Raw genomic sequence first — 18,965 nt, 5'->3', positions numbered from 1 at the left:
AATAGTCGGGCATGGAATGCAAAACTGGACATTGAACGGACTCGATAGTAACTAGGATGGTTGCTACTAAGGATGGGAAATGGACACCTCTGGACGAGGCAGGGATTGAACATCAGGATGATGTCAGGGACACCGCTCAGGGAACAAGTGATGAGAGCTAACGAGGATTGTTAGCAGACCAGGATAAGGTCAAGGACACCGCTAGGAAGGCGACGAAAGGAATAAGCTGAAGGAATCAGCACACTATCATGGATTTGATGCATGGAGCACTTTTAGTAGCTGGATTGCTGCGAGTAAGACTATAACCCCGACGGGCGTAAGCCCTCGGGGTTTTTCTTTTTAAAAGCACCAAAAATAACAAGAGCCACCGAAGCAGCTCTTATATTCACTTTTCCTTGTAGGCCTTACAGCTTCTCAAGTCTGGCATAAGCCGTCACTAACCACTTAATACCTTCACCATTAAATGCAATTTGCACTCGGCTTTGAGGGCCACTGCCTTCAAAGTTAATGATGGTACCTTCACCAAACTTCGGATGCATCACGCGTGAGCCTAGCGCAAAACCCGTCTCGTTAAAGTTCTCTTTTACCGCCGTTTGGCTAAAGCGACCACTACTTGCAGGACGGCTGACTTGCGCTTTCATACGCACTTCATCCAAACAGGATTCAGGCAGTTCACGAATAAAGCGCGATGGTTTGTGGTACTTGTCCTGACCATACAAACGACGCATTTCTGCATAGGTGATGTAGAGTTTTTGCATCGCACGTGTCATGCCGACATAACACAAACGACGTTCTTCTTCTAAACGCCCGGCTTCTTCGGCAGACATCTGGCTCGGGAACATGCCTTCTTCGACACCCACCATGAACACCAGTGGGAATTCCAAACCTTTCGCACTGTGCAGCGTCATCAATTGAACTGCATCTTCGAACTCATCCGCCTGCCCTTCACCCGCTTCCAGCGCTGCATGAGTCAGAAACGCCGTCAGCAGAGACATCTCTTCCGCTTCTTCTGGTTTTTCGAATTGGCGGGTTGCCGTTACCAACTCTTCCAAGTTCTCAATCCGTGCTTTAGATTTCTCACCCTTTTCTTGCTCGTACATAGCAAACAAGCCTGAATATTTGATCACATGGTCTGTTTGCTCGTGTAGTGGCATCTCAAGTGTATCGTCTTCCAGAGCGGTGACGAGTTCAATAAAACGACTCAATGCTCCCGCGGCACGTCCTGCGAGCACCTGCTCATCAAGCATCGCGATGCTAGCTTCCCACATGGTGCAGCCACGATCACGAGCTGCACGACGAACCGTCTCTAGTGTTTTATCACCCAATCCACGTGTTGGCGTATTCACCACACGCTCGAATGCAGCATCATCGTTACGGTTGGCAATCAAGCGCATGTAGCTCAGGGCGTCTTTGATTTCCTGACGCTCGAAGAATCGCATGCCACCATAAATGCGGTAAGGAAGACCCGCTTGAATTAACGCTTCTTCCAGTACACGTGACTGAGCGTTATTACGGTAAAGCATGGCAGCATCCGTCAGAACACCGCCCTTGTCTTGCCACTCTTTGATTTTATTAACCGCAAAACGGGCTTCGTCTAACTCGTTGTATGCACTGTAGACCGAGATTGGCTCGCCAACACTGCCATCCGTCCAAAGCTCTTTCCCCATACGCTCTGTGTTGTTAGCAATAAGGGTATTCGAGGCTTCCAGAATCGTTTTTGTAGAACGGTAGTTTTGCTCAAGGCGAATTGTGCTGACACTCGGGAACTCAAGGGTGAACTTCTCGATGTTCTCTATTTTCGCACCGCGCCAGCCATAAATTGACTGGTCATCATCACCGACGATCATCACATGACACTCAGGCCCCGCCATCATGCGCAGCCACGCGTACTGAATGTTGTTGGTGTCCTGGAACTCGTCGACCAGAATATGTTTAAAACGTGCTTGGTAATGTTCGCGGACAAACTTGTTATCGCGCAGTAGCTCATGAGCGCGAAGCAAAATTTCCGCAAAGTCGATCAGACCAGCACGGTCACATGCTTCCTGATAAGCGGTATACAACTGTAGGTAAGTTTTGGTAACGGGATCGTGATAGGCATCGATATGAGCCGGACGTAGACCTTCGTCCTTCTTACCGTTAATCCACCAAGCCACCTGACGCGCAGGCCACTGCTTTTCATCCAGGTTTTGTGCTTTGATCAGACGCTTTAGCAGTCGCTGCTGGTCATCACTGTCGATAATCTGAAAATCTTCCGGTAACTTAGCATCAAGATAGTGCGCACGCAGAATACGATGACAAATGCCATGGAAAGTACCATTCCACATGCCTGACGCACTGCCCATCATCAACTCTTCAATACGACCACGCATCTCCGCCGCCGCTTTGTTGGTAAAGGTTACCGACATGATTGAGAACGGCGATGCTTGTTCTACAGACATCAACCAGGCGATTCGGTGAACAAGAACGCGTGTCTTACCACTCCCTGCACCAGCAAGGATGAGTAAGTTTTCTAGAGGTGCTGCAACGGCTTCACGCTGTTTATCGTTCAGACCGTCGAGTAATAGAGATGGATCCATCATGATGAGCTACTGGTTATTTATACATAAAAACCGATTATAACCTAAACAACTAGGGTGTGTTGAGACAAAACTTGATAAAAATTCTGATGTTTTTTTATTCTTTTATTCAGTTAGTTATATAAATAGCATCACCCAACCCTGTTCTGGCAACACATTTCACTGAAAGTTTTTAACCCTCATTCCTATCTCTTAAGTTAAGTAAGTGGACAGATACTGTACAACCAAAAGTCGCGTCACCTTGCTAACCGAAAGTAAAGGAAATCACTCAGAGGACATTGTTATGAAAAATTCGAATCTTGCTATTGCTGCTGCAGTTACGGGGCTTATTGCTCTGGGAGGCACTATGCTCACCACGACTTCTGCTGTCGCTGCTGAACAAGAAAAGTGCTTTGGCGTAGCCAAGGCAGGTAAAAATGACTGTGCCACTAAGAACGGTTCTTGTGCTGGTACTGCTAAACAAGACAACCAAAAAGATGCATTTGTCGTTGTGCCCGAAGGATTGTGTAGCAAGTTGGCGGGCGGTAGCACTACCTCTTCTTAATTGCCCCAGAGGCCATGGTTAGGGTGTGTGAATGCTCAACACACACCCTTATCTTTTCGCCTTGCCTGGTTTTGATAAGGAGTTTCACGTGGAACATCAATCTTTGCATAATCTCGTCGGAATCGGATTAAGAACGCCTCATCTGAACTACTTCAGTCACAATCAGCCAAAATTGTCCTGGCTTGAGATTCACAGTGAGAACTACTTTCAGCCGAACTCGGCCGAGCGCCATCAACTTCAATCTATGCGCGAGTTTTATCAAATCAGTTGCCACGGTATAGGGTTGTCACTGGGTTCTGTAGAGCGAGTCAGTCAGAAACATTTAGCTCAGCTTAAGGCACTGATCAATTCGATTGACCCCATGTTTGTTTCAGACCATCTCAGCTGGAGTGAGCATGGCGGGCACTACTTTAACGACCTCTTGCCCCTGCCATATACCGAAGAAGCGCTGAACGTATTCACTCGAAATGTTCAGGAAGTACAAGATTATCTGCAGCGTCAAATCTTAATTGAAAATCCATCGAGTTATGTAAAGTTTCAGCACTCCACCATTAGTGAATGGGAGTTTCTGAGAGAAGTCCAGTTACGCACTGATTGCAGATTGCTGCTCGATTTAAACAATGTTTACGTTTCCGCATTCAATCATGGTTTTGATTGCGACACATACTTAGCGGCAATTCCAGCCGACAAGGTCGATGAAATTCACCTTGCTGGCTTTACCATCAAACAACTTGATAAAGGTGATATTTGGATTGATACCCACAGTCGCCCGGTCAGTGAAGAGGTATGGCAACTCTATCGCCGTTGGATCAAACAGCATGGCCCTCGACAGACTTTAATTGAGTGGGATTTGGATATTCCCACACCTGAAGTGTTGCTAGCAGAAGCCGATAAAGCCAAGTGTGTTCTTTCAGAATACCAAACCTACTCCGCTTTAGAATCTGCGAGGAAAGCATCATGAACCTTGCTACCTTACAGAGCCAGTTCGCCAAAGCACTGCACTATCAAACATCAGGCGAAGAGTGCGATATCACTGCTGACCTATTCAGCGCTGATGAACGAATACAGATTTATCGCAACAACTTTATCATCAGCCTGAGCGAAATATTGTCGGCAACCTACCCAATGGTGGAAGCGTTACTCGGCAAAGAATGCTTTATACAAATTGCGCGGCAACACGTTCTGAATTATCCATTAACAGAAGGATACGTTGCTCATTATGGGGAAGACTTTCAAGACACCATCATCTTATTCGCACAAGTAATTGCCCAAGCACCTTACAGCCCAGAGGTCGCCCGCTTTGAGTGGGAAATAGATTTAGCCCGCCAAGACCAACGCGAGCATTTACCCAATGCAGAATTAATCCCCTTAACCCGGCTTGCTGAAGTAAAACCAGACCAGCAATCTAGGTTGATTTTTCATTTGCACCCCGGATGCCGAAGTTATGAGTCTCACTATGCGGTTTTTGATTTGTTTTCGGCGATTCAGCGTCAGCAAGTCGAGAAGCTCGACATCAATCTATCGCAATGCGGCGTCATCTCAGTTGAGATGAATGGTGGAGTATCGTGTCATACGCTCGATATCGACACCTACCAATTACTGCGATATTTAGAGCAACACCTACCTATGAGTGACATTCCGCCACCACTGCTTGCTAATTTAAGTCATCTGATGCTGCTGAATTTAATTGACGGTTTTACCTTAAAGAGATGAGGGAGAAAATCATGACAGAAACAATTAAGCGCTTAATAACTCGCTACGATGAGTACACCAACCTCTTTCAGAACGGCGTTGTTCCTTTTCTATTGCTACTTTGTCGCTTATGGGTCGCGTGGGTGTTTTTCAATTCTGGTCTGATAAAATTCGCTTCCTGGGCAAGCACACTCTACCTATTTGAATTTGAGTATCAGGTACCGTTGCTCCCCTGGGAGTTTGCTGCGTACATAGGCACAGCTGCAGAACTGATTCTGCCGGTCTTTATAGCGTTGGGAATCTTTACCCGCCCGATGGCCGCATTGCTGTTTATATTTAACATCATAGCCGTTCTCTCCTACCCGCTATTGTGGGAGAAAGGCTTTCATGACCATCAGCTATGGGGATTTATGATACTGGTCGTGATCGTATGGGGGCCTGGGCCGTATTCTCTAGACCAGTTGCTGAAAAGTAAGCTGGTTAAATAAAAAAATCCCCCGCAGCTGCGAGGGACTTATTTATTGTTTGTTCAGGTAAGCCAACAACTCGTCAGCTGAGATACCTTGCTTAGCAATGTCTTTCGCTAGCAGCTCAACTTGCTCACCTTTGCGCGACTCAATCACTTGTTGAAATTGATACACTATGTCACGCAGGATTGGCAGAGGTACTTGTTTTGCCGCGCTACGAATACGCTCGGAGCTTTGATTGCCCAGCTCATTAAGCAACTTGCCAAACATCACCTTTTCTGGTGATTCTTCCATTTGCTCTAAAATACGAGCCATTTCATACGTGGTTAACGACATTACTTGTTGAATTCCATTATGGTGTCAGGAAAAGTGTGAACGACAAATATACACTTGTTACTCATATTGGAAAATAATAAATTACACCGATTTACGCTTTAGCAAAGCTCGCATGCCAACTCTTACCTGCTTTGGTAAACAAAATCACAAGTGCGGGCAGAATAATCCACATCTGAAGTGCAATCAGTGTTTGTGGGTCTAAAGATAAGCGCTGAAGTGTGCCCACCAATAAGCCAGAGCCACTCATCTGGAACAAACCAAGTAACGCAGCCGCTGTACCCGCTTTATCACCAAACGGTTCCAAAGCCTTACCCGCCGCACCGCCAAGAATCAGAGCAAAACCTACTGAAGACATAAATATTGGTAACATGAAAGACAATGCCGTGTTTTGGCCATTCATGACCATCATGACAATACCCGCAAGGCCTAATGTCGAAATGCCGACAACAAGCGTATTGTGTGTGCCAAAGCGCTCCATAAATTTAGGTGCTAACATACAAGCCGCGATATTAATCACCGCGTTCACACCAAACCAGAAGGTAAACTCATTCATCGACAGCCCCATTTCGGTCATCAATACTGACGGCGCAGAAGTCACATACGCAAGGATAACCGCCATAGCCATCAAACACAGTGATGCATGGAAGATAAACGACGGAGTACTTAGTACTGCCCAGTAACGACTGAGTTTGAACACCGCTTGTTTTTCTGTCGCCGGGTTGGTTTCCTTCATCATCAGGAACATCAACGTACCCGATACCACCGCGAAGCCAGCCATAAAACTAAAGTTTGCACGCCAGTCGAATTGCTGCGTCAGCCAGCTACCGAGTATTGGAGCCAGTGCCGGAATAAAGCAGATCGCACCGTTAAGGTAGCTGATCATCTTGCCGCTTTTTTCCGGACCAAAGAGATCGCGAACTGTTGCAAAGGCGGCTACCGATGTGGCACATGCGCCTAAGCCTTGTAGCAATCGAGACATCAACATCCACTCAATGTTCTGAGCACTCCACGCCAATAAAGCGCTCATTGCGTAAATGGCGATGCCGCCCAATGCAACAGTTCGACGTCCGAGCTTATCTGCTAACGGGCCGGCAAAAATCTGACCAACACCCATTGCAAACAAAAACCATGTAATAGTGTCTTGTGCTAGCGCATTATCTACCTGAAACGTGGAAGCAATAAGAGGTAATGCAGGAAGATAAATATCGATCGCTAGCGGGCTAAAGAGAACCAAAAGGGTCAATAGCGCCATTTGCTTTTTACTGTTAGAAATATGGCCAGACACCACTACACTCCAAATTGAACAAGAACTTTTCGTGAAGCTTAATCATCTGATGATATGAATGGAAATGATGTATAATCATGACCATTATTCCTTTAGGGAAAATCATAATGAATATTGAGAAACTGGCTCGAATCGACCTTAATCTGCTGGTTTGTTTTAAAGTACTCATGGAAGAGCTCAACGTCACCAGAGCGGCACATCGGCTCTGCCTTAGCCAGTCGGCAGTGAGTAAATCGTTAGCCAAATTACGCGTTCAATTTGATGATCCACTGTTCACGAGAAATTCACATGGACTGACACCAACTCCCCGCTCTCTGTTCTTAAAACCGAAACTTGACCTGTTGATCAACCAACTCGAAGTGCTGACTCAACCAGAAGAGTTTTCTCCGCAAAGCAGCGAGTACCGCTTTCAAATCGCAGCTGTCGAAAGCGTTTATCCGTTAATACTGCCGCACTTTTTACCGGCTATCTTTCAGCAGGCACCAGGCGTAACCATCAGCACACACCCTTGGTCGGACAACACGTTTAAAATGCTGCAACGCGGCGAGTTGGATTTGGGTTTAACCGGCAAAGACATCGACATAAATGATGCCAAGCTTACCCTGTTGCCACCAGATGACATATGCGAACAGGAAATCTATCGCGACCATCAGATGTGCATCATCCGCAAAAACCATCCGGCACTAAACCAGAAGTGGAACCTAGAAGCTTACTTATCCCTGCGTCATGTTCAGGTACGTTGCGACGGTAACGACCGCTGGTTATTGGATTATCGTCTCGCAGATATTGGCGCTGAGCGAGATATCGCGGTTACGGTTCCTGATTTCAACAGTGCCGCAAGTTTGTGCTCCTACACCGACTTTATCTTCACTGCGCCAAGTCACTTTGTGCAGCTTGCGGCAAAACAGCTCGACTTAGCAGTGCTACCATTACCACTAGAATTTCCACCAATGGCTTACACTTTGTTCTGGCATAGAGACAGAGAAAACGACCCAGCACTGAACTGGTTGCGCACGATGATCACGCAAAAAACCGATCATCTTAGATAAAAATTCGGACTCAATTTGCGCTTAACGATTAAAATGAGTAGCTTAACAGACGATAGTTCTTTTGGCTCATCTATGGCCTGTTGTACCCAGACTTAAACAATTCAACGTTTAATTCATTCACTACGTGAAGCAGAAGGAAACAGCTCCCAAAACTGAGCATAAAGGAGCCGTAATTGAAGGAATAACACAGATGCATAACGATACTCAAAGCCGCGTGAATGCGATTCGCGAATGGCTAGCTCAACACAATATTGATGCCCTACTTGTCCCACACGAAGATGAGTACTTGGGCGAATACGTTCCGGCTCATAACGAACGCCTACACTGGTTAACCGGATTTACCGGTTCTGCTGGTGCAGCCGTGATCACGAAAGATAAAGCGGCGATGTTTGTTGATGGCCGCTACACAGTCCAAGTGACCAAACAAGTTCCTGCCGATCTATTTGAATACCGTCACCTCATTGAAGAACCAGCGTTGGATTGGATAAAAGATAATCTTGCAGCAGGCTCGACCATAGCTATCGATCCTCGCATGCACAGCTCTGCTTGGTTAGATTCAGCACAAACAAAACTGGCTGGTAAGTTTGATCTCAACATTCTAACCAGCAACCCAATTGACGAGTTGTGGCATGATCGCCCTGCTCCAGTGGTGTCCGATGTACGCCTGATGCCGACAGAATCGGTTGGTCAATCAAGCGATAGTAAACGTCAAGAGATTGCTCAACTCGTAGCAAAAGCAGGAGCCGATAGCGCAGTCATCACAGCTCTTGATTCTATCTGTTGGCTATTGAACGTTCGTGGTCTGGATGTATCACGTCTACCCGTTTTACTGTCACACGCGATTCTTCATGCAGATTCAACCATCGAATTCTTCCTTGATCCAGCACGCCTGCCAACAGAGTTTGCCGTACACGCAGGCACTGGAGTAACCGTACATCATCCTGAAGAACTTCAATCTCGTCTTGAAGCAATGACGGGTAAAAAGGTATTAGTCGATCCAGCGATCAGCAATGCATGGTTTAAGCTGGTTCTACAGAATTCTGGTGCATCTGTTATCGCGGCGGCAGACCCATGTCTGATGCCGAAAGCGGCGAAAAATGCAGTGGAAATTGCAGGGATGAAAGCGTGTCATGTGCGCGATGGTGTGGCGATGAGCAAATTCCTATGTTGGCTCGACGCGGAAGTAACAGCAGGTAAACTTCATGATGAGGCAACACTCGCTGATCGACTAGAAGCATTCCGTAAAGAAGACCCAACATTGATGGACCTAAGCTTCGATACGATTTCAGCAGCGGGTAGTAACGCCGCAATGTGTCACTACAACCATGAGAACCAACCAGAGCCGGGTAAGCTAGAAATGAATACGCTTTATCTGGTTGATTCAGGCGGCCAGTACTTAGACGGTACAACCGACATCACGCGTACTCTTGCGATTGGTCAGCCATCTGCAGAAATGATCAAACAGTTCACTCTGGCCCTAAAAGGTCATATTGGTGTGGCACGTGCTCGTTTCCCGAAAGGCACACGCGGTTACCAAGTCGATACTTTGGCTCGCCAACATCTTTGGGCGGAAGGTTATGATTACGACCACGGTACTGGCCACGGCGTGGGCCATTTCCTGAGCGTGCATGAAGGCCCTGCTAGTATCTCTAAAAGACAAATCGATGTCCCACTAACAAAAGGTATGGTGCTATCAAATGAGCCGGGTTATTACCGCGCGGATGCATTTGGTATTCGAATCGAAAACCTGGAGCTAGTGGTAGAAACACCAACCAATGGTGACTTCCCAGTGCTGTCATTTGAGTCACTGACTCGTTGCCCTATCGACAAACGTAACATCAATGTGGATATGCTGACTCGTCCAGAACTGGCATGGCTGAATGACTACCACCAAAAAGTCTGGGACCAAATCAGCCCTCTAGTTGAAGGTGATGTCAAAGAATGGCTACGTGAAGCAACCTTGCCGTTGGCGTACGCATAATAAAATGCTCTGATTTCACTTCGATATAAAACCGAAAAGGCTCTCCATTTGGAGAGCCTTTTATTTTTTCAGTGCAAGTGAGGGTAAATGTTTCACGTGAAACACTCAGAGGTACTTTCAATATCTCGGTTATCCTGAATAGGCAGAGTGCCAATCACGCCAGACCGGATCAAAACCTTTTGCTCTTATCATACCTTCAACTGAAGCAGCGCTTCTTTCATCACTGATTTCGAACTGTTCGAGTTCTACTTCTTCTGTCGCATAACCACCTGGCTGTGTTTTTGATGCTGCGGACATGCTGGTAATCCCCAGAGGTAAAACATTGTCTCGGAACTGTGGTGATTCACGAGTCGACAGCGACAGCTCTACTTCCGGATTAAACAGTCGGTACGCACAAATCAACTGCACTAACTGTTTATCCGTCATCACCGACTTTGGTTGCAAACCTGAAGCGGGCGCAGTTCCGGCGCAAGGGCGTAAGCGAGGGAATGAAATGGAATAGCGTGATTGCCAATAGGTACGCTCAAGATAATCCAGATGTGCCGCAGCAAAAAAACAATCCGTTCGCCATTCCTGTAAACCAATCAGAGCACCAATGCCGATTTTGTCGATCCCTGCCCTCGCTAATCTGTCCGGAGTTTCAAGTCGGTATCGGAAATCCATTTTATTACCACGCAGATGGTGCTCGGCGTAAGTTGATGGATGATACGTTTCCTGATAAACCATCACCGCATCCAGACCTAGCGTTTTAAGTTCTGCGTATTCTTCCTGATCCAGCGGTTGGACTTCCATCGCCAAATAGTTAAAGCGCTGTTTTATCATCGGAACCATTTCGCGAAAATATTTCATCCCGACTTTGGTTTCATGTTCGCCGGTTACCAACAATACGCTGTCGAACTTCATTCGCTTAATTGCTTCAATTTCCGCTGCCACTTCCTCTTTGTTCAGCGTTCTGCGTTTAATGCGGTTCTCCATCGAAAAGCCACAATAAGTGCAGGCATTGGCACAAAGATTAGAAAGGTACAACGGAATATAAAGCGACATGGTATTGCCAAATCGCTTACGCGTCAGCGAATAAGAAAGCTTTGCCATCTGCTCTAAATACGGTTCTGCAGCAGGAGAAATTAGCGCTTTGAAATCTTCTAAATCTCGTTTGGGTTTTGCCAGCGCCCTTTCCACATCCTTCGCCGTTTTGGCGTATATCGACATGGAAATATCATCCCAGTTGAACTGCTTAAAGTGGTCATAAAAACTCATGTTAAGACCTCTCTTTTACAGTTCATCAAGAAAAGCTGTTAGCGGGCTTGACGCAACTGCATGAGAAACCTGCCCTGCAAGACCTGCTTCATAAGCCATCCGACCCGACTCTACTGCCATCTTGAATGCTTTTGCCATAGCAACTGGATCATTTGCTGCAGCAATCGCTGTATTGACCAGCACCGCATCCGCACCCATTTCCATTGCCCGTGCAGCATGAGAAGGCGCACCAATTCCTGCATCAACCACGACGGGCACGTTTGCCTGATCGATGATGATTTCTAGAAAGTCATGAGAAACAATGCCCTTGTTCGAACCGATAGGAGCGCCTAACGGCATAACTGCTGCACAGCCAACTTCCTCTAGTCGCTTACACAACACAGGGTCGGCATGGCAGTATGGCAAAACAATAAAGCCTTCTCGAACCAACTGTTCCGCTGCCGCTAAGGTTTCGATCGGGTCTGGCATTAAGTATTTCGGATCTGGATGAATCTCAAGTTTGACCCAATTGGTTCCTAACGCTTCACGCGCGAGCTGAGCGGCAAAAACTGCATCTTTAGCATTTTTAGCACCCGAAGTGTTCGGTAACAAATTCACGCCAGCATGAATTAAAGGCTGCAAAATATCATCTTGCTGATCATTTACGTCTACACGCTTAAGTGCCATCGTTGCAAGTTGAGAGCCTGAAACCTGAATTGCTTCAGCCATAAGAGCGCTATTGGAAAATTTGCCCGTTCCTGTGAACAAGCGTGATTGAAATTCTTTATCACCAATTTTCAGCATCGACATTATCCCCCTGCGATGGCTTGAAACAGAGAGATACTATCTCCCTCTGACAGTACCGTGCTTGCCCATTCGCTACGCGGTACAACTTGATTATTTATGGCAAAAACACAGCCTACCTCTGGTAGAGAAAACTGTGTGATGATTTGCTGTAAGTTAGCGTTTAACGCGACCTTCTGAGGTTGGTCATTAATAGTGATGATGACTAACTTATCTTTTCTACTTGTGGCGTCGTTCAATTCAGTTATCGAATGATTTGGTGGTGTCATTTGTAACTCCTCTCCTAACTCAGTGCTGTGGCTCGTTCGCGTTTCTACAAACCTGGCATTCTTGGTCTTTGTTGATCACCATGGTTTGCCAAGTCATGCGTGCACCATCAAACAGGTGCAAGTGACCACTAGCCACATGAAACTTACCTGTCGCCAGCTTTTGAATAGCGGCTAAGGCCTGGTAGTTTCCTAGTGTTCCAACCACTGGACCGACAACCCCCATTTCGCTGCACTTCATGCCTTGCTTCAAGTCATCAAATGGATACAGGCAACGGTAACACCCCGAACTCTGTTGTTCCGATGAGTAATCAAATACAGCAAACTGACCCTGCCAACCAATAGCAGCCGCAGATATCAAAGGCGTATTTTGCTGAAAACAGACTTGATTAATCAGCTGCCGAGTTGGCATGTTGTCACTACAGTCGAGTACAACATCGGCAAGCATCACTTCCAATTGCAGCTGAGATTTATCGAGACGTTTCGGAATAGTTCTAACTTGAACCAGTGAGTTAAGGGCACCTAACTGCTGAGCAGTAGCTTCAGTTTTCATCCGGTTGATATCACGCTCTCGATAAACAACCTGTCGTTGTAAGTTGCTACTATCGACATGGTCATCATCAACAACAACCAACTTACCCACTCCAGCGGCTGACAAATACAACCCCGCAGCGCTTCCTAGTCCGCCACAACCAATAACCAAAACATGAGATTGGCTAAGTTTAGATTGTCCTGATTCACCGATTTCAGGTAGCGCAATTTGACGCTGATAGCGAATAAATTCTTTATCAGTAAGCACTTTCATTCTCCACTACCTGCAATGGCTGAGCACTACCCATCAATTGATTGAAAAACTCAATCACCGATTTTGGCGACTCAGACAACGTTATGGCTCTAACCACAGCTAAACTGGATACACCGCATCGCCAAACAAGCTCAGCATTTGATTGATCAATACCGCCAATAGCGACAGTTGGATAGCCAACTTGCTTTCCATATGGAATGCTGTCTATCAGCTTTTGATACAAAGCTAAACGAATCAAACCTTGTGGTTTTGATGGCATTTGCTTAGTCGTGGTCGGAAAGATATGACCTAGCGCGATATAGCTTGGATTGATTTGGACAATTCGCAGCAGCTCATAGTAACCATGCGTTGACAGTCCTAAATGAATCCCCGCTTCACTCAACTGAATCAAGTTAGATTCTTCGATATCTTCCTGACCAAGGTGCACACCAAACGCGCCGTGCTGAATAGCAAGCTGCCAATAGTCATTAATAAAGACCTGCGCATCATATTGACGTCCCAGTTCAATAGCGCGAATAATCTGTTGTTCGAGATCAGACTGGTCAGGGTTTTTGATACGTAGCTGGATGGTCTTAATACCCAACGGCAGAAGCCGCTCTATCCAACTGACATCATCAACAACGGGATAAAGCCCCAAGCTCTCTTTATCAAGGCAGGGAAAACTGACCGCTTCGCTTTGCGATGACCAACCAACTTGAATATCCAAGCGAGCGTCTTCTAGAACCGGGGTTGGAAAATCAGTAAAGTGAGATGCCCACTCGTGAAGCGTGCATGTTTCACCGTTAAACAGTGTTTCACGTGAAACATTCGTCATTGCACGAGCTAATGTCAAAGCGTCTTCAATTGGAAATTCGAGAGCCAACAGCGTCACTGTCCACGCTAAATGATGCTCTGCTTGGAAGGTGTTTGATGCTGACAAGTTCGCTGACAACGCTCTTACTTCATCAGTAATTGGATGACGCCAGATATCAAACAGAGCGGTGTTGTCATCGTTGTTTGGCGTTGGTGAAGTATCCACAATACCAATAAAAATAGCCGAGGAACTTTGCTGACTCGTTTCCTTCAAAGATAAATTCGATTGGTAATAAAGCGTAAAATCACCAGTTAAAACTTCATCGAATCCATCAACTAGATCCGTGCCTACGCTCAGTGTTTTATTTGGGTCGAGAACAAGCTGAATTAGATGAGTTGGGCTAATGCCCAACTCAAATTTTTCAGTACTAACACCCTGTTCTTTCGCCAATAATAAACTTTGCTGAACGAAACCCGTTAGCTCTATTAATGGTGACGGAATAAGGATTTTAGTCATTACTCATCCACCTCAGCGTGTACAGCTGGGTGATAAAGTTCTGACCCTGTGGCACGAAACTCTTCTGACTTTTGACGCATGCCTTCTAACGGATCATCCAGCATTTTGATAGAAATCGCCTGATCAGCAGCAACTTGCTCAGTGTCTTTCGCGTATTCTCTTACTTCCTGAGAAATCTTCATCGAGCAGAATTTAGGACCACACATTGAACAGAAGTGAGCCACTTTCCCAGCCTCTTGCGGCAGTGTTTCGTCATGGAAAGAACGCGCGGTATCCGGGTCCAATGACAAGTTGAATTGGTCTTCCCAACGGAATTCAAAACGTGCTTTAGATAGCGCATTATCACGGACCTGTGCACCTGGATGCCCTTTTGCTAAGTCAGCAGCATGTGCAGCCAGCTTGTAAGTGATCATGCCGGTCTTTACATCTTCCTTGTTTGGCAGACCTAAGTGTTCCTTAGGTGTGACATAACACAACATTGCACAGCCATACCAACCAATCATCGCCGCACCAATACCGGAAGTAATATGGTCGTAGCCCGGTGCAATATCAGTAGTTAGTGGACCTAAGGTGTAGAACGGAGCTTCATGACAGTGTTCCAGTTGCTGATCCATGTTCTCTTTGATCATGTGCATTGGGATATGTCCTGGGCCTTCGATGATCACCTGTACGTCATACTCCCAGGCAATCTTAGTCAACTCACCTAGGGTTCTTAATTCAGCAAACTGTGCTTCGTCATTAGCGTCTGCGACTGAGCCAGGACGTAGGCCATCACCCAACGAAAGTGCAACGTCATACTTCGCACAGATTTCACAGATTTCGCGGAAGTGAGTGTAAAGGAAGCTCTCCTGATGATGCGCTAAACACCATTTAGCAATGATGGAGCCACCACGAGAAACGATGCCAGTAACACGTTTTGCCGTCATCGGAACATAACGGAGTAACAAACCTGCGTGAATGGTAAAGTAATCCACGCCTTGCTCTGCCTGCTCGATTAAGGTGTCACGCATCACTTCCCAGTTTAGGTTCTCAGCAATACCATTTACTTTTTCTAGCGCCTGATACATTGGAACTGTACCAATTGGCACCGGGCTATTACGTAAAATCCATTCACGGGTTTCGTGGATGTTGCGCCCGGTAGAGAGATCCATAACCGTATCCCCACCCCAACGCGTGGCCCATACGAGTTTTTCTACTTCTTCTTCGATTGAAGATGTCACCGACGAGTTGCCAATGTTCGCGTTCACTTTGACTAAGAAGTTACGCCCGATAATCATTGGTTCTGATTCTGAGTGGTTGATATTTGATGGAATGATGGCACGACCTTCTGCCACTTCTTTGCGGACAAACTCAGCAGTAATGTCTTTTGGTAGATTAGCTCCAAAGTTTTGGCCTGGGTGCTGCTGGTTTAGCACTTCATCACGATACTGGGCACGCCCCATATTCTCACGCAACGCAATGTATTCCATTTCAGGGGTAATAATTCCCTTTCGAGCATAGTGAAGCTGAGTAACGCATTTGCCCGCTTTGGCACGTCGAACTCGTGGCAAGTTGCCATAACGTAGATCGTCCAGAGTTTCGTCTTCTAAGCGCTCTTTCGCATAAACAGAGCTGACGTCATTGAGGATTTCTGTATCGTTACGCTCTTCAATCCACCCTTCTCTCAGCTTCGGTAAACCGTTGTAAAGGTCAATAGAGTGATTTGGGTCAGTGTATACACCAGAGGTGTCATAAACACGTACTGATTCGTTTGGCTCGAAAACAGGAGCCTCTTTGGTACCACCGATAAGGCTGTCAGCTAACGAGATCTCACGCATCGGGACGCGGATATCCGGACGTGAGCCTTCTACATACACTTTGGTTGAATTTGGGTACGGTTGTACCGACAGAGTATCAATGAACTGTTTTGCTTCCAGTCTCGCTTGTTTGCGATTCGACATAGCATTTTTCCTTGCTTGTTATTCTAGATAAAAAGTATTGGGATAAAAATGCTTGGCGGAAAGATGCGACAAGAGGGGTCGAATTTAGAACTGATAGAAGTCTAACGGTCTATAACAACATTCGACGGTTTGATAGGTTAACCAGATGAGATCTGGTGTAGATATCTTCTCCTGTTCCCTTCGCTGGTATTAACCAGATCAGGTTCAACGGATCCCGAATTAACGGTCTCAGCCTTATGGCACTCCGACAAGTGAATCGATTATAGAGAAAGGAAATTAGTTAACCAAGTATAAAAGTCGTGTTTTTAATCAATTTTATGTGTCTCAAGTAGCACAAAGTGACATTTGACTGGATTCAAATAACGACAGGTTTGAATTAACTGCAAGGAAGGAAAAGACCCAGAAGAGCAGAAACTCACCTGGGTTGATTTGAAAACTACTTAGGTATGATCAACCAGTGGTATGCAAACCATGCTGCAGAAATGCTTAACAGCACATTTAGTAACACGTTAAAACCCATCTTTATAAATGCACCTTGTTGCATCAGTAACACGTTATCCATGGAGAAAGTAGAAAACGTAGTTAATGCGCCAAGAAAACCTAACCCAATAATTTGGCGCCATGGGTATGGAGCTAACCACTCATTTTCAACAGCCGCGATAAGCAGACCCATAATAAATGAGCCAGCAATGTTAACGGTTAGCGTACCGTATGGAAAAGAACGACCAAAAAGTGTCACACAAAATTCAGATACTAGATAACGAGAACAAGCTCCTATCGCTCCACCGATTGCGATAAGTCCTAAAATTGCGAATTGTCCCATGGTCCCTCCAAATATAATTTCAACTATTGTACTTTTAAATTGGACACAATAGAGCCAAAACGAGTGAAAATAATGTTCTCATAATACGTATCTGAGGCTTCATAGTTTTGTATTTTTAAAAAGTTACAGGAGTCACTTTATGCAACTTCAATAAAACCCATCAATCCGGTTTTCATATGTTCTATCACATGACAGTGATACATCCACTGACCAGGGTTATCTGCGACAAAAGCAGCTTTTGCTGATCCATTTTTACCTAATAAAACCGTATCGGTATGAAATGGTTTTTCGACGGGCTTTCCATCAAGTTCCAATACTGTAAACGTATGACCGTGCAAGTGAATCGGATGATGGTACTGCGTGACATTACGTAAATTAAAAATGTAAGTTTTACCCAGCTCCAATTTTGCGAGCGGCTCTGGAATACTTTCAGCACTCATGCCCTCCCAAGCCCTTTTATTCGTTAACCAAAATTTAGGTACCGCTTGTCCTGAGCTATCTGCAGGTGTGACTGCACCTTCCCACTCAAATACAAAGTCAATCAATTCCGCATTATCTAAATCAACAGCGGGTACAGGATTTAATGGCAAAGCGGGAATACTTTGGTTTTCAGCCAAGCTAGATTCCTGGCATTTAAAATCACATAGTGGGAATGGAAACTTTCCTTTCATCTGACGAACACTTACAAGGTTACCCGCAGGAGGAGCAATGAAAGCGACATCAAGTCGCATACCCGGACCAATCTTATGCTGAGTTAGCTTATAAGGCGTTTTAATCGGATTTCCGTCAATAGCAATGACCCAGGCATCAACCCCTTCGACAGCGATCGGATAAGTAATGGTGTTATCTACATTAGCGATGCGCAACCGTACTGTTGCGTTTTCCTTAAGGCTGTAGGTTGGATTATGTTGACCATTCACTGTCCCCCACTCACCTGGAGTACCCATACGAGCACTATAGCGAGGGATCATCAAATCTTTCCACTGACCCGTTTTATTCAGGTGCCAGTGTTTAAGTGCCAGCTCGTGCTCTTCATCAAACTCAACGGGTTGCGCTTCTTCCACCACAATCAGGCCAACAAGCCCCATTCCTAACTGCTTTACGCTATTCATATGTGGGTGATACCAAAACGTACCAGCATCGGGCGGAGTAAATTCATAGACGAAGGTTTCACCGGGCATGATTGGTTTCTGACTTAGAAAAGGGACGCCATCCATACCTATTGGGATACGTAGCCCGTGCCAATGAATCGTAGTTGGCTCATCAAGCTTGTTGGTAAAACGGATAGTCACCTTCTCGCCTTGGCGACAACGTATTGTTGGAGCAGGGATAGAGCCATTAAAACCGAGTACTGGTGTCTGATGTCCGGGAACCAATTCAGCATTTGCTGGTTCAGCAGTAAGCTCATAAGCATAACCTTGGCTGCTGACCGACTTCTTAAGAGAGCATGCAGGCAAAAGAGCTGACATACCCAAAATAGAGCTCATTGAAAGAAAGCGACGGCGAGTTAGTTCCATTTCTACTCCAACTAAAACAGTATAGTGAAGGGGTAATAAAACGTATTCTCACCATAATGTAAATATAAGAGGTCAGATAAAAGCAACGTTAAAGCGTTTTATCGTTAATTTACTTTATAACAGTACTATTTCTGCCATTGCGCTTTGCTATATACAAAGCAGAACCATACCAGCCATAAGTATTGAATTATACTTGCGGGTTAAAATCGCCAAGTACAAACGCAAAAAAGCCTCAGTCTTTCGACTGAGGCTTTAAATATGGCAGGGGTGGAGAGATTCGAACTCCCAACACGCGGATTTGGAATCCGCTGCTCTGCCAATTGGAGCTACACCCC

Annotated in this window: 17 protein-coding genes and 1 riboswitch; of the genes, 6 read left to right on the top strand and 11 right to left on the bottom strand. The window is 45.8% G+C overall.

What is annotated here, in order from left to right; all coding sequences use genetic code 11:
* Positions 1–404 precede the first annotated feature (404 nt).
* Positions 405–2,579 carry a DNA helicase II gene (gene uvrD, locus ACWYU8_RS21440; RefSeq protein WP_457521759.1) on the bottom strand — a complete coding sequence of 725 codons (2,175 nt, stop codon included), beginning with the start codon at positions 2,577–2,579 and terminating at the stop codon, positions 405–407.
* A 280-nt stretch (positions 2,580–2,859) separates the two neighbouring features.
* Between uvrD and ACWYU8_RS21435 the strand changes: the two genes are divergently transcribed.
* From ACWYU8_RS21435 to ACWYU8_RS21420, 4 genes are all read left to right on the top strand, one after another.
* Positions 2,860–3,120, top strand: a complete 261-nt coding sequence (locus ACWYU8_RS21435) for a BufA1 family periplasmic bufferin-type metallophore (RefSeq protein WP_444496627.1) — start codon at positions 2,860–2,862, stop codon at positions 3,118–3,120.
* An 88-nt stretch (positions 3,121–3,208) separates the two neighbouring features.
* On the top strand, positions 3,209–4,081 hold the full coding sequence (bufB, locus tag ACWYU8_RS21430) for an MNIO family bufferin maturase (protein WP_457521758.1): 873 nt from the start codon (positions 3,209–3,211) through the stop codon (positions 4,079–4,081).
* Positions 4,078–4,833, top strand: a complete 756-nt coding sequence (locus tag ACWYU8_RS21425) for an HvfC/BufC N-terminal domain-containing protein (RefSeq protein ID WP_457521757.1) — start codon at positions 4,078–4,080, stop codon at positions 4,831–4,833. The genes bufB and ACWYU8_RS21425 overlap by 4 nt, the downstream gene beginning before the upstream one ends.
* 11 nt (positions 4,834–4,844) lie before the next feature.
* Positions 4,845–5,300 (top strand): DoxX family protein, encoded by a 456-nt coding sequence (locus ACWYU8_RS21420; RefSeq protein WP_457521756.1) that lies wholly within the window; start codon positions 4,845–4,847, stop codon positions 5,298–5,300.
* 30 nt (positions 5,301–5,330) lie between these two features.
* Here ACWYU8_RS21420 and tsrA read toward each other — a convergent pair whose 3' ends face one another.
* Positions 5,331–5,615: an H-NS-like global regulator TsrA gene (gene tsrA, locus ACWYU8_RS21415; RefSeq protein ID WP_444496631.1), complete on the bottom strand. Its 285-nt coding sequence runs from the start codon at positions 5,613–5,615 to the stop codon at positions 5,331–5,333.
* Between the two features lie 91 nt (positions 5,616–5,706).
* Positions 5,707–6,867: a multidrug effflux MFS transporter gene (locus ACWYU8_RS21410; protein ID WP_457521773.1), complete on the bottom strand. Its 1,161-nt coding sequence runs from the start codon at positions 6,865–6,867 to the stop codon at positions 5,707–5,709.
* 140 nt (positions 6,868–7,007) lie between these two features.
* On the opposite strand from ACWYU8_RS21410, the gene ACWYU8_RS21405 reads away from it, so the two are divergent.
* Together ACWYU8_RS21405 and ACWYU8_RS21400 are read left to right on the top strand one after the other, a co-directional pair.
* Positions 7,008–7,949 (top strand): LysR family transcriptional regulator, encoded by a 942-nt coding sequence (locus ACWYU8_RS21405; RefSeq protein ID WP_457521755.1) that lies wholly within the window; start codon positions 7,008–7,010, stop codon positions 7,947–7,949.
* A gap of 190 nt (positions 7,950–8,139) precedes the next feature.
* Positions 8,140–9,930, top strand: coding sequence for an aminopeptidase P family protein (locus ACWYU8_RS21400; RefSeq protein ID WP_457521754.1), 1,791 nt, complete (start codon positions 8,140–8,142; stop codon positions 9,928–9,930).
* Between the two features lie 129 nt (positions 9,931–10,059).
* On the opposite strand, the gene thiH is transcribed toward ACWYU8_RS21400, so the two are convergent.
* The 8 genes from thiH to ACWYU8_RS21360 form a co-directional block, all read right to left on the bottom strand.
* The gene (gene thiH, locus ACWYU8_RS21395) at positions 10,060–11,187 is read right to left on the bottom strand and encodes a 2-iminoacetate synthase ThiH (protein ID WP_457521753.1); all 1,128 of its coding nucleotides are present in this window, start codon (positions 11,185–11,187) and stop codon (positions 10,060–10,062) included.
* A 15-nt stretch (positions 11,188–11,202) separates the two neighbouring features.
* Complete coding sequence (locus tag ACWYU8_RS21390) at positions 11,203–11,970, bottom strand: thiazole synthase (RefSeq protein ID WP_457521752.1); 768 nt, start codon at positions 11,968–11,970, stop codon at positions 11,203–11,205.
* A gap of 5 nt (positions 11,971–11,975) precedes the next feature.
* A complete protein-coding gene (thiS, locus tag ACWYU8_RS21385) occupies positions 11,976–12,239 on the bottom strand; it encodes a sulfur carrier protein ThiS (protein ID WP_457521751.1) in 264 nt (87 codons plus the stop codon).
* 19 nt (positions 12,240–12,258) lie between these two features.
* Positions 12,259–13,035, bottom strand: a complete 777-nt coding sequence (thiF, locus tag ACWYU8_RS21380) for a thiazole biosynthesis adenylyltransferase ThiF (RefSeq protein WP_457521772.1) — start codon at positions 13,033–13,035, stop codon at positions 12,259–12,261.
* Positions 13,025–14,350, bottom strand: coding sequence for a thiamine phosphate synthase (locus ACWYU8_RS21375; protein WP_457521750.1), 1,326 nt, complete (start codon positions 14,348–14,350; stop codon positions 13,025–13,027). The genes thiF and ACWYU8_RS21375 overlap by 11 nt, the downstream gene beginning before the upstream one ends.
* Positions 14,350–16,290 (bottom strand): phosphomethylpyrimidine synthase ThiC, encoded by a 1,941-nt coding sequence (gene thiC, locus ACWYU8_RS21370; protein ID WP_457521749.1) that lies wholly within the window; start codon positions 16,288–16,290, stop codon positions 14,350–14,352. The genes ACWYU8_RS21375 and thiC overlap by 1 nt, the downstream gene beginning before the upstream one ends.
* 158 nt (positions 16,291–16,448) lie before the next feature.
* Positions 16,449–16,547, bottom strand: a riboswitch (TPP riboswitch).
* 179 nt (positions 16,548–16,726) lie between these two features.
* A complete protein-coding gene (gene crcB / locus ACWYU8_RS21365; protein ID WP_457521748.1) occupies positions 16,727–17,113 on the bottom strand; it encodes a fluoride efflux transporter CrcB in 387 nt (128 codons plus the stop codon).
* A gap of 137 nt (positions 17,114–17,250) precedes the next feature.
* Complete coding sequence (locus ACWYU8_RS21360) at positions 17,251–18,630, bottom strand: multicopper oxidase family protein (RefSeq protein ID WP_457521747.1); 1,380 nt, start codon at positions 18,628–18,630, stop codon at positions 17,251–17,253.
* Between the last annotated feature and the right edge of the window lie 335 nt (positions 18,631–18,965).

It is taken from the genome of Vibrio limimangrovi (genome assembly GCF_054064025.1).
This window is presented reverse-complemented; position numbering and strand designations above follow the sequence as displayed.

Bases quoted from the DNA above. Each gene is read 5' to 3' on its own strand.
- ACWYU8_RS21390 (WP_457521752.1), bottom strand. From the start codon at position 11,970: ATGCTGAAAATTGGTGATAAAGAATTTCAATCACGCTTGTTCACAGGA.
- thiS (WP_457521751.1), bottom strand. From the start codon at position 12,239: ATGACACCACCAAATCATTCGATAACTGAATTGAACGACGCCACAAGT.
- ACWYU8_RS21425 (WP_457521757.1), top strand. From the start codon at position 4,078: ATGAACCTTGCTACCTTACAGAGCCAGTTCGCCAAAGCACTGCACTAT.
- crcB (WP_457521748.1), bottom strand. From the start codon at position 17,113: ATGGGACAATTCGCAATTTTAGGACTTATCGCAATCGGTGGAGCGATA.
- ACWYU8_RS21400 (WP_457521754.1), top strand. From the start codon at position 8,140: ATGCATAACGATACTCAAAGCCGCGTGAATGCGATTCGCGAATGGCTA.
- ACWYU8_RS21420 (WP_457521756.1), top strand. From the start codon at position 4,845: ATGACAGAAACAATTAAGCGCTTAATAACTCGCTACGATGAGTACACC.
- thiC (WP_457521749.1), bottom strand. From the start codon at position 16,290: ATGTCGAATCGCAAACAAGCGAGACTGGAAGCAAAACAGTTCATTGAT.
- ACWYU8_RS21360 (WP_457521747.1), bottom strand. From the start codon at position 18,630: ATGGAACTAACTCGCCGTCGCTTTCTTTCAATGAGCTCTATTTTGGGT.
- ACWYU8_RS21410 (WP_457521773.1), bottom strand. From the start codon at position 6,867: ATGGCGCTATTGACCCTTTTGGTTCTCTTTAGCCCGCTAGCGATCGAT.
- tsrA (WP_444496631.1), bottom strand. From the start codon at position 5,615: ATGTCGTTAACCACGTATGAAATGGCTCGTATTTTAGAGCAAATGGAA.
- ACWYU8_RS21405 (WP_457521755.1), top strand. From the start codon at position 7,008: ATGAATATTGAGAAACTGGCTCGAATCGACCTTAATCTGCTGGTTTGT.
- uvrD (WP_457521759.1), bottom strand. From the start codon at position 2,579: ATGATGGATCCATCTCTATTACTCGACGGTCTGAACGATAAACAGCGT.
- ACWYU8_RS21375 (WP_457521750.1), bottom strand. From the start codon at position 14,350: ATGACTAAAATCCTTATTCCGTCACCATTAATAGAGCTAACGGGTTTC.
- thiH (WP_457521753.1), bottom strand. From the start codon at position 11,187: ATGAGTTTTTATGACCACTTTAAGCAGTTCAACTGGGATGATATTTCC.
- ACWYU8_RS21435 (WP_444496627.1), top strand. From the start codon at position 2,860: ATGAAAAATTCGAATCTTGCTATTGCTGCTGCAGTTACGGGGCTTATT.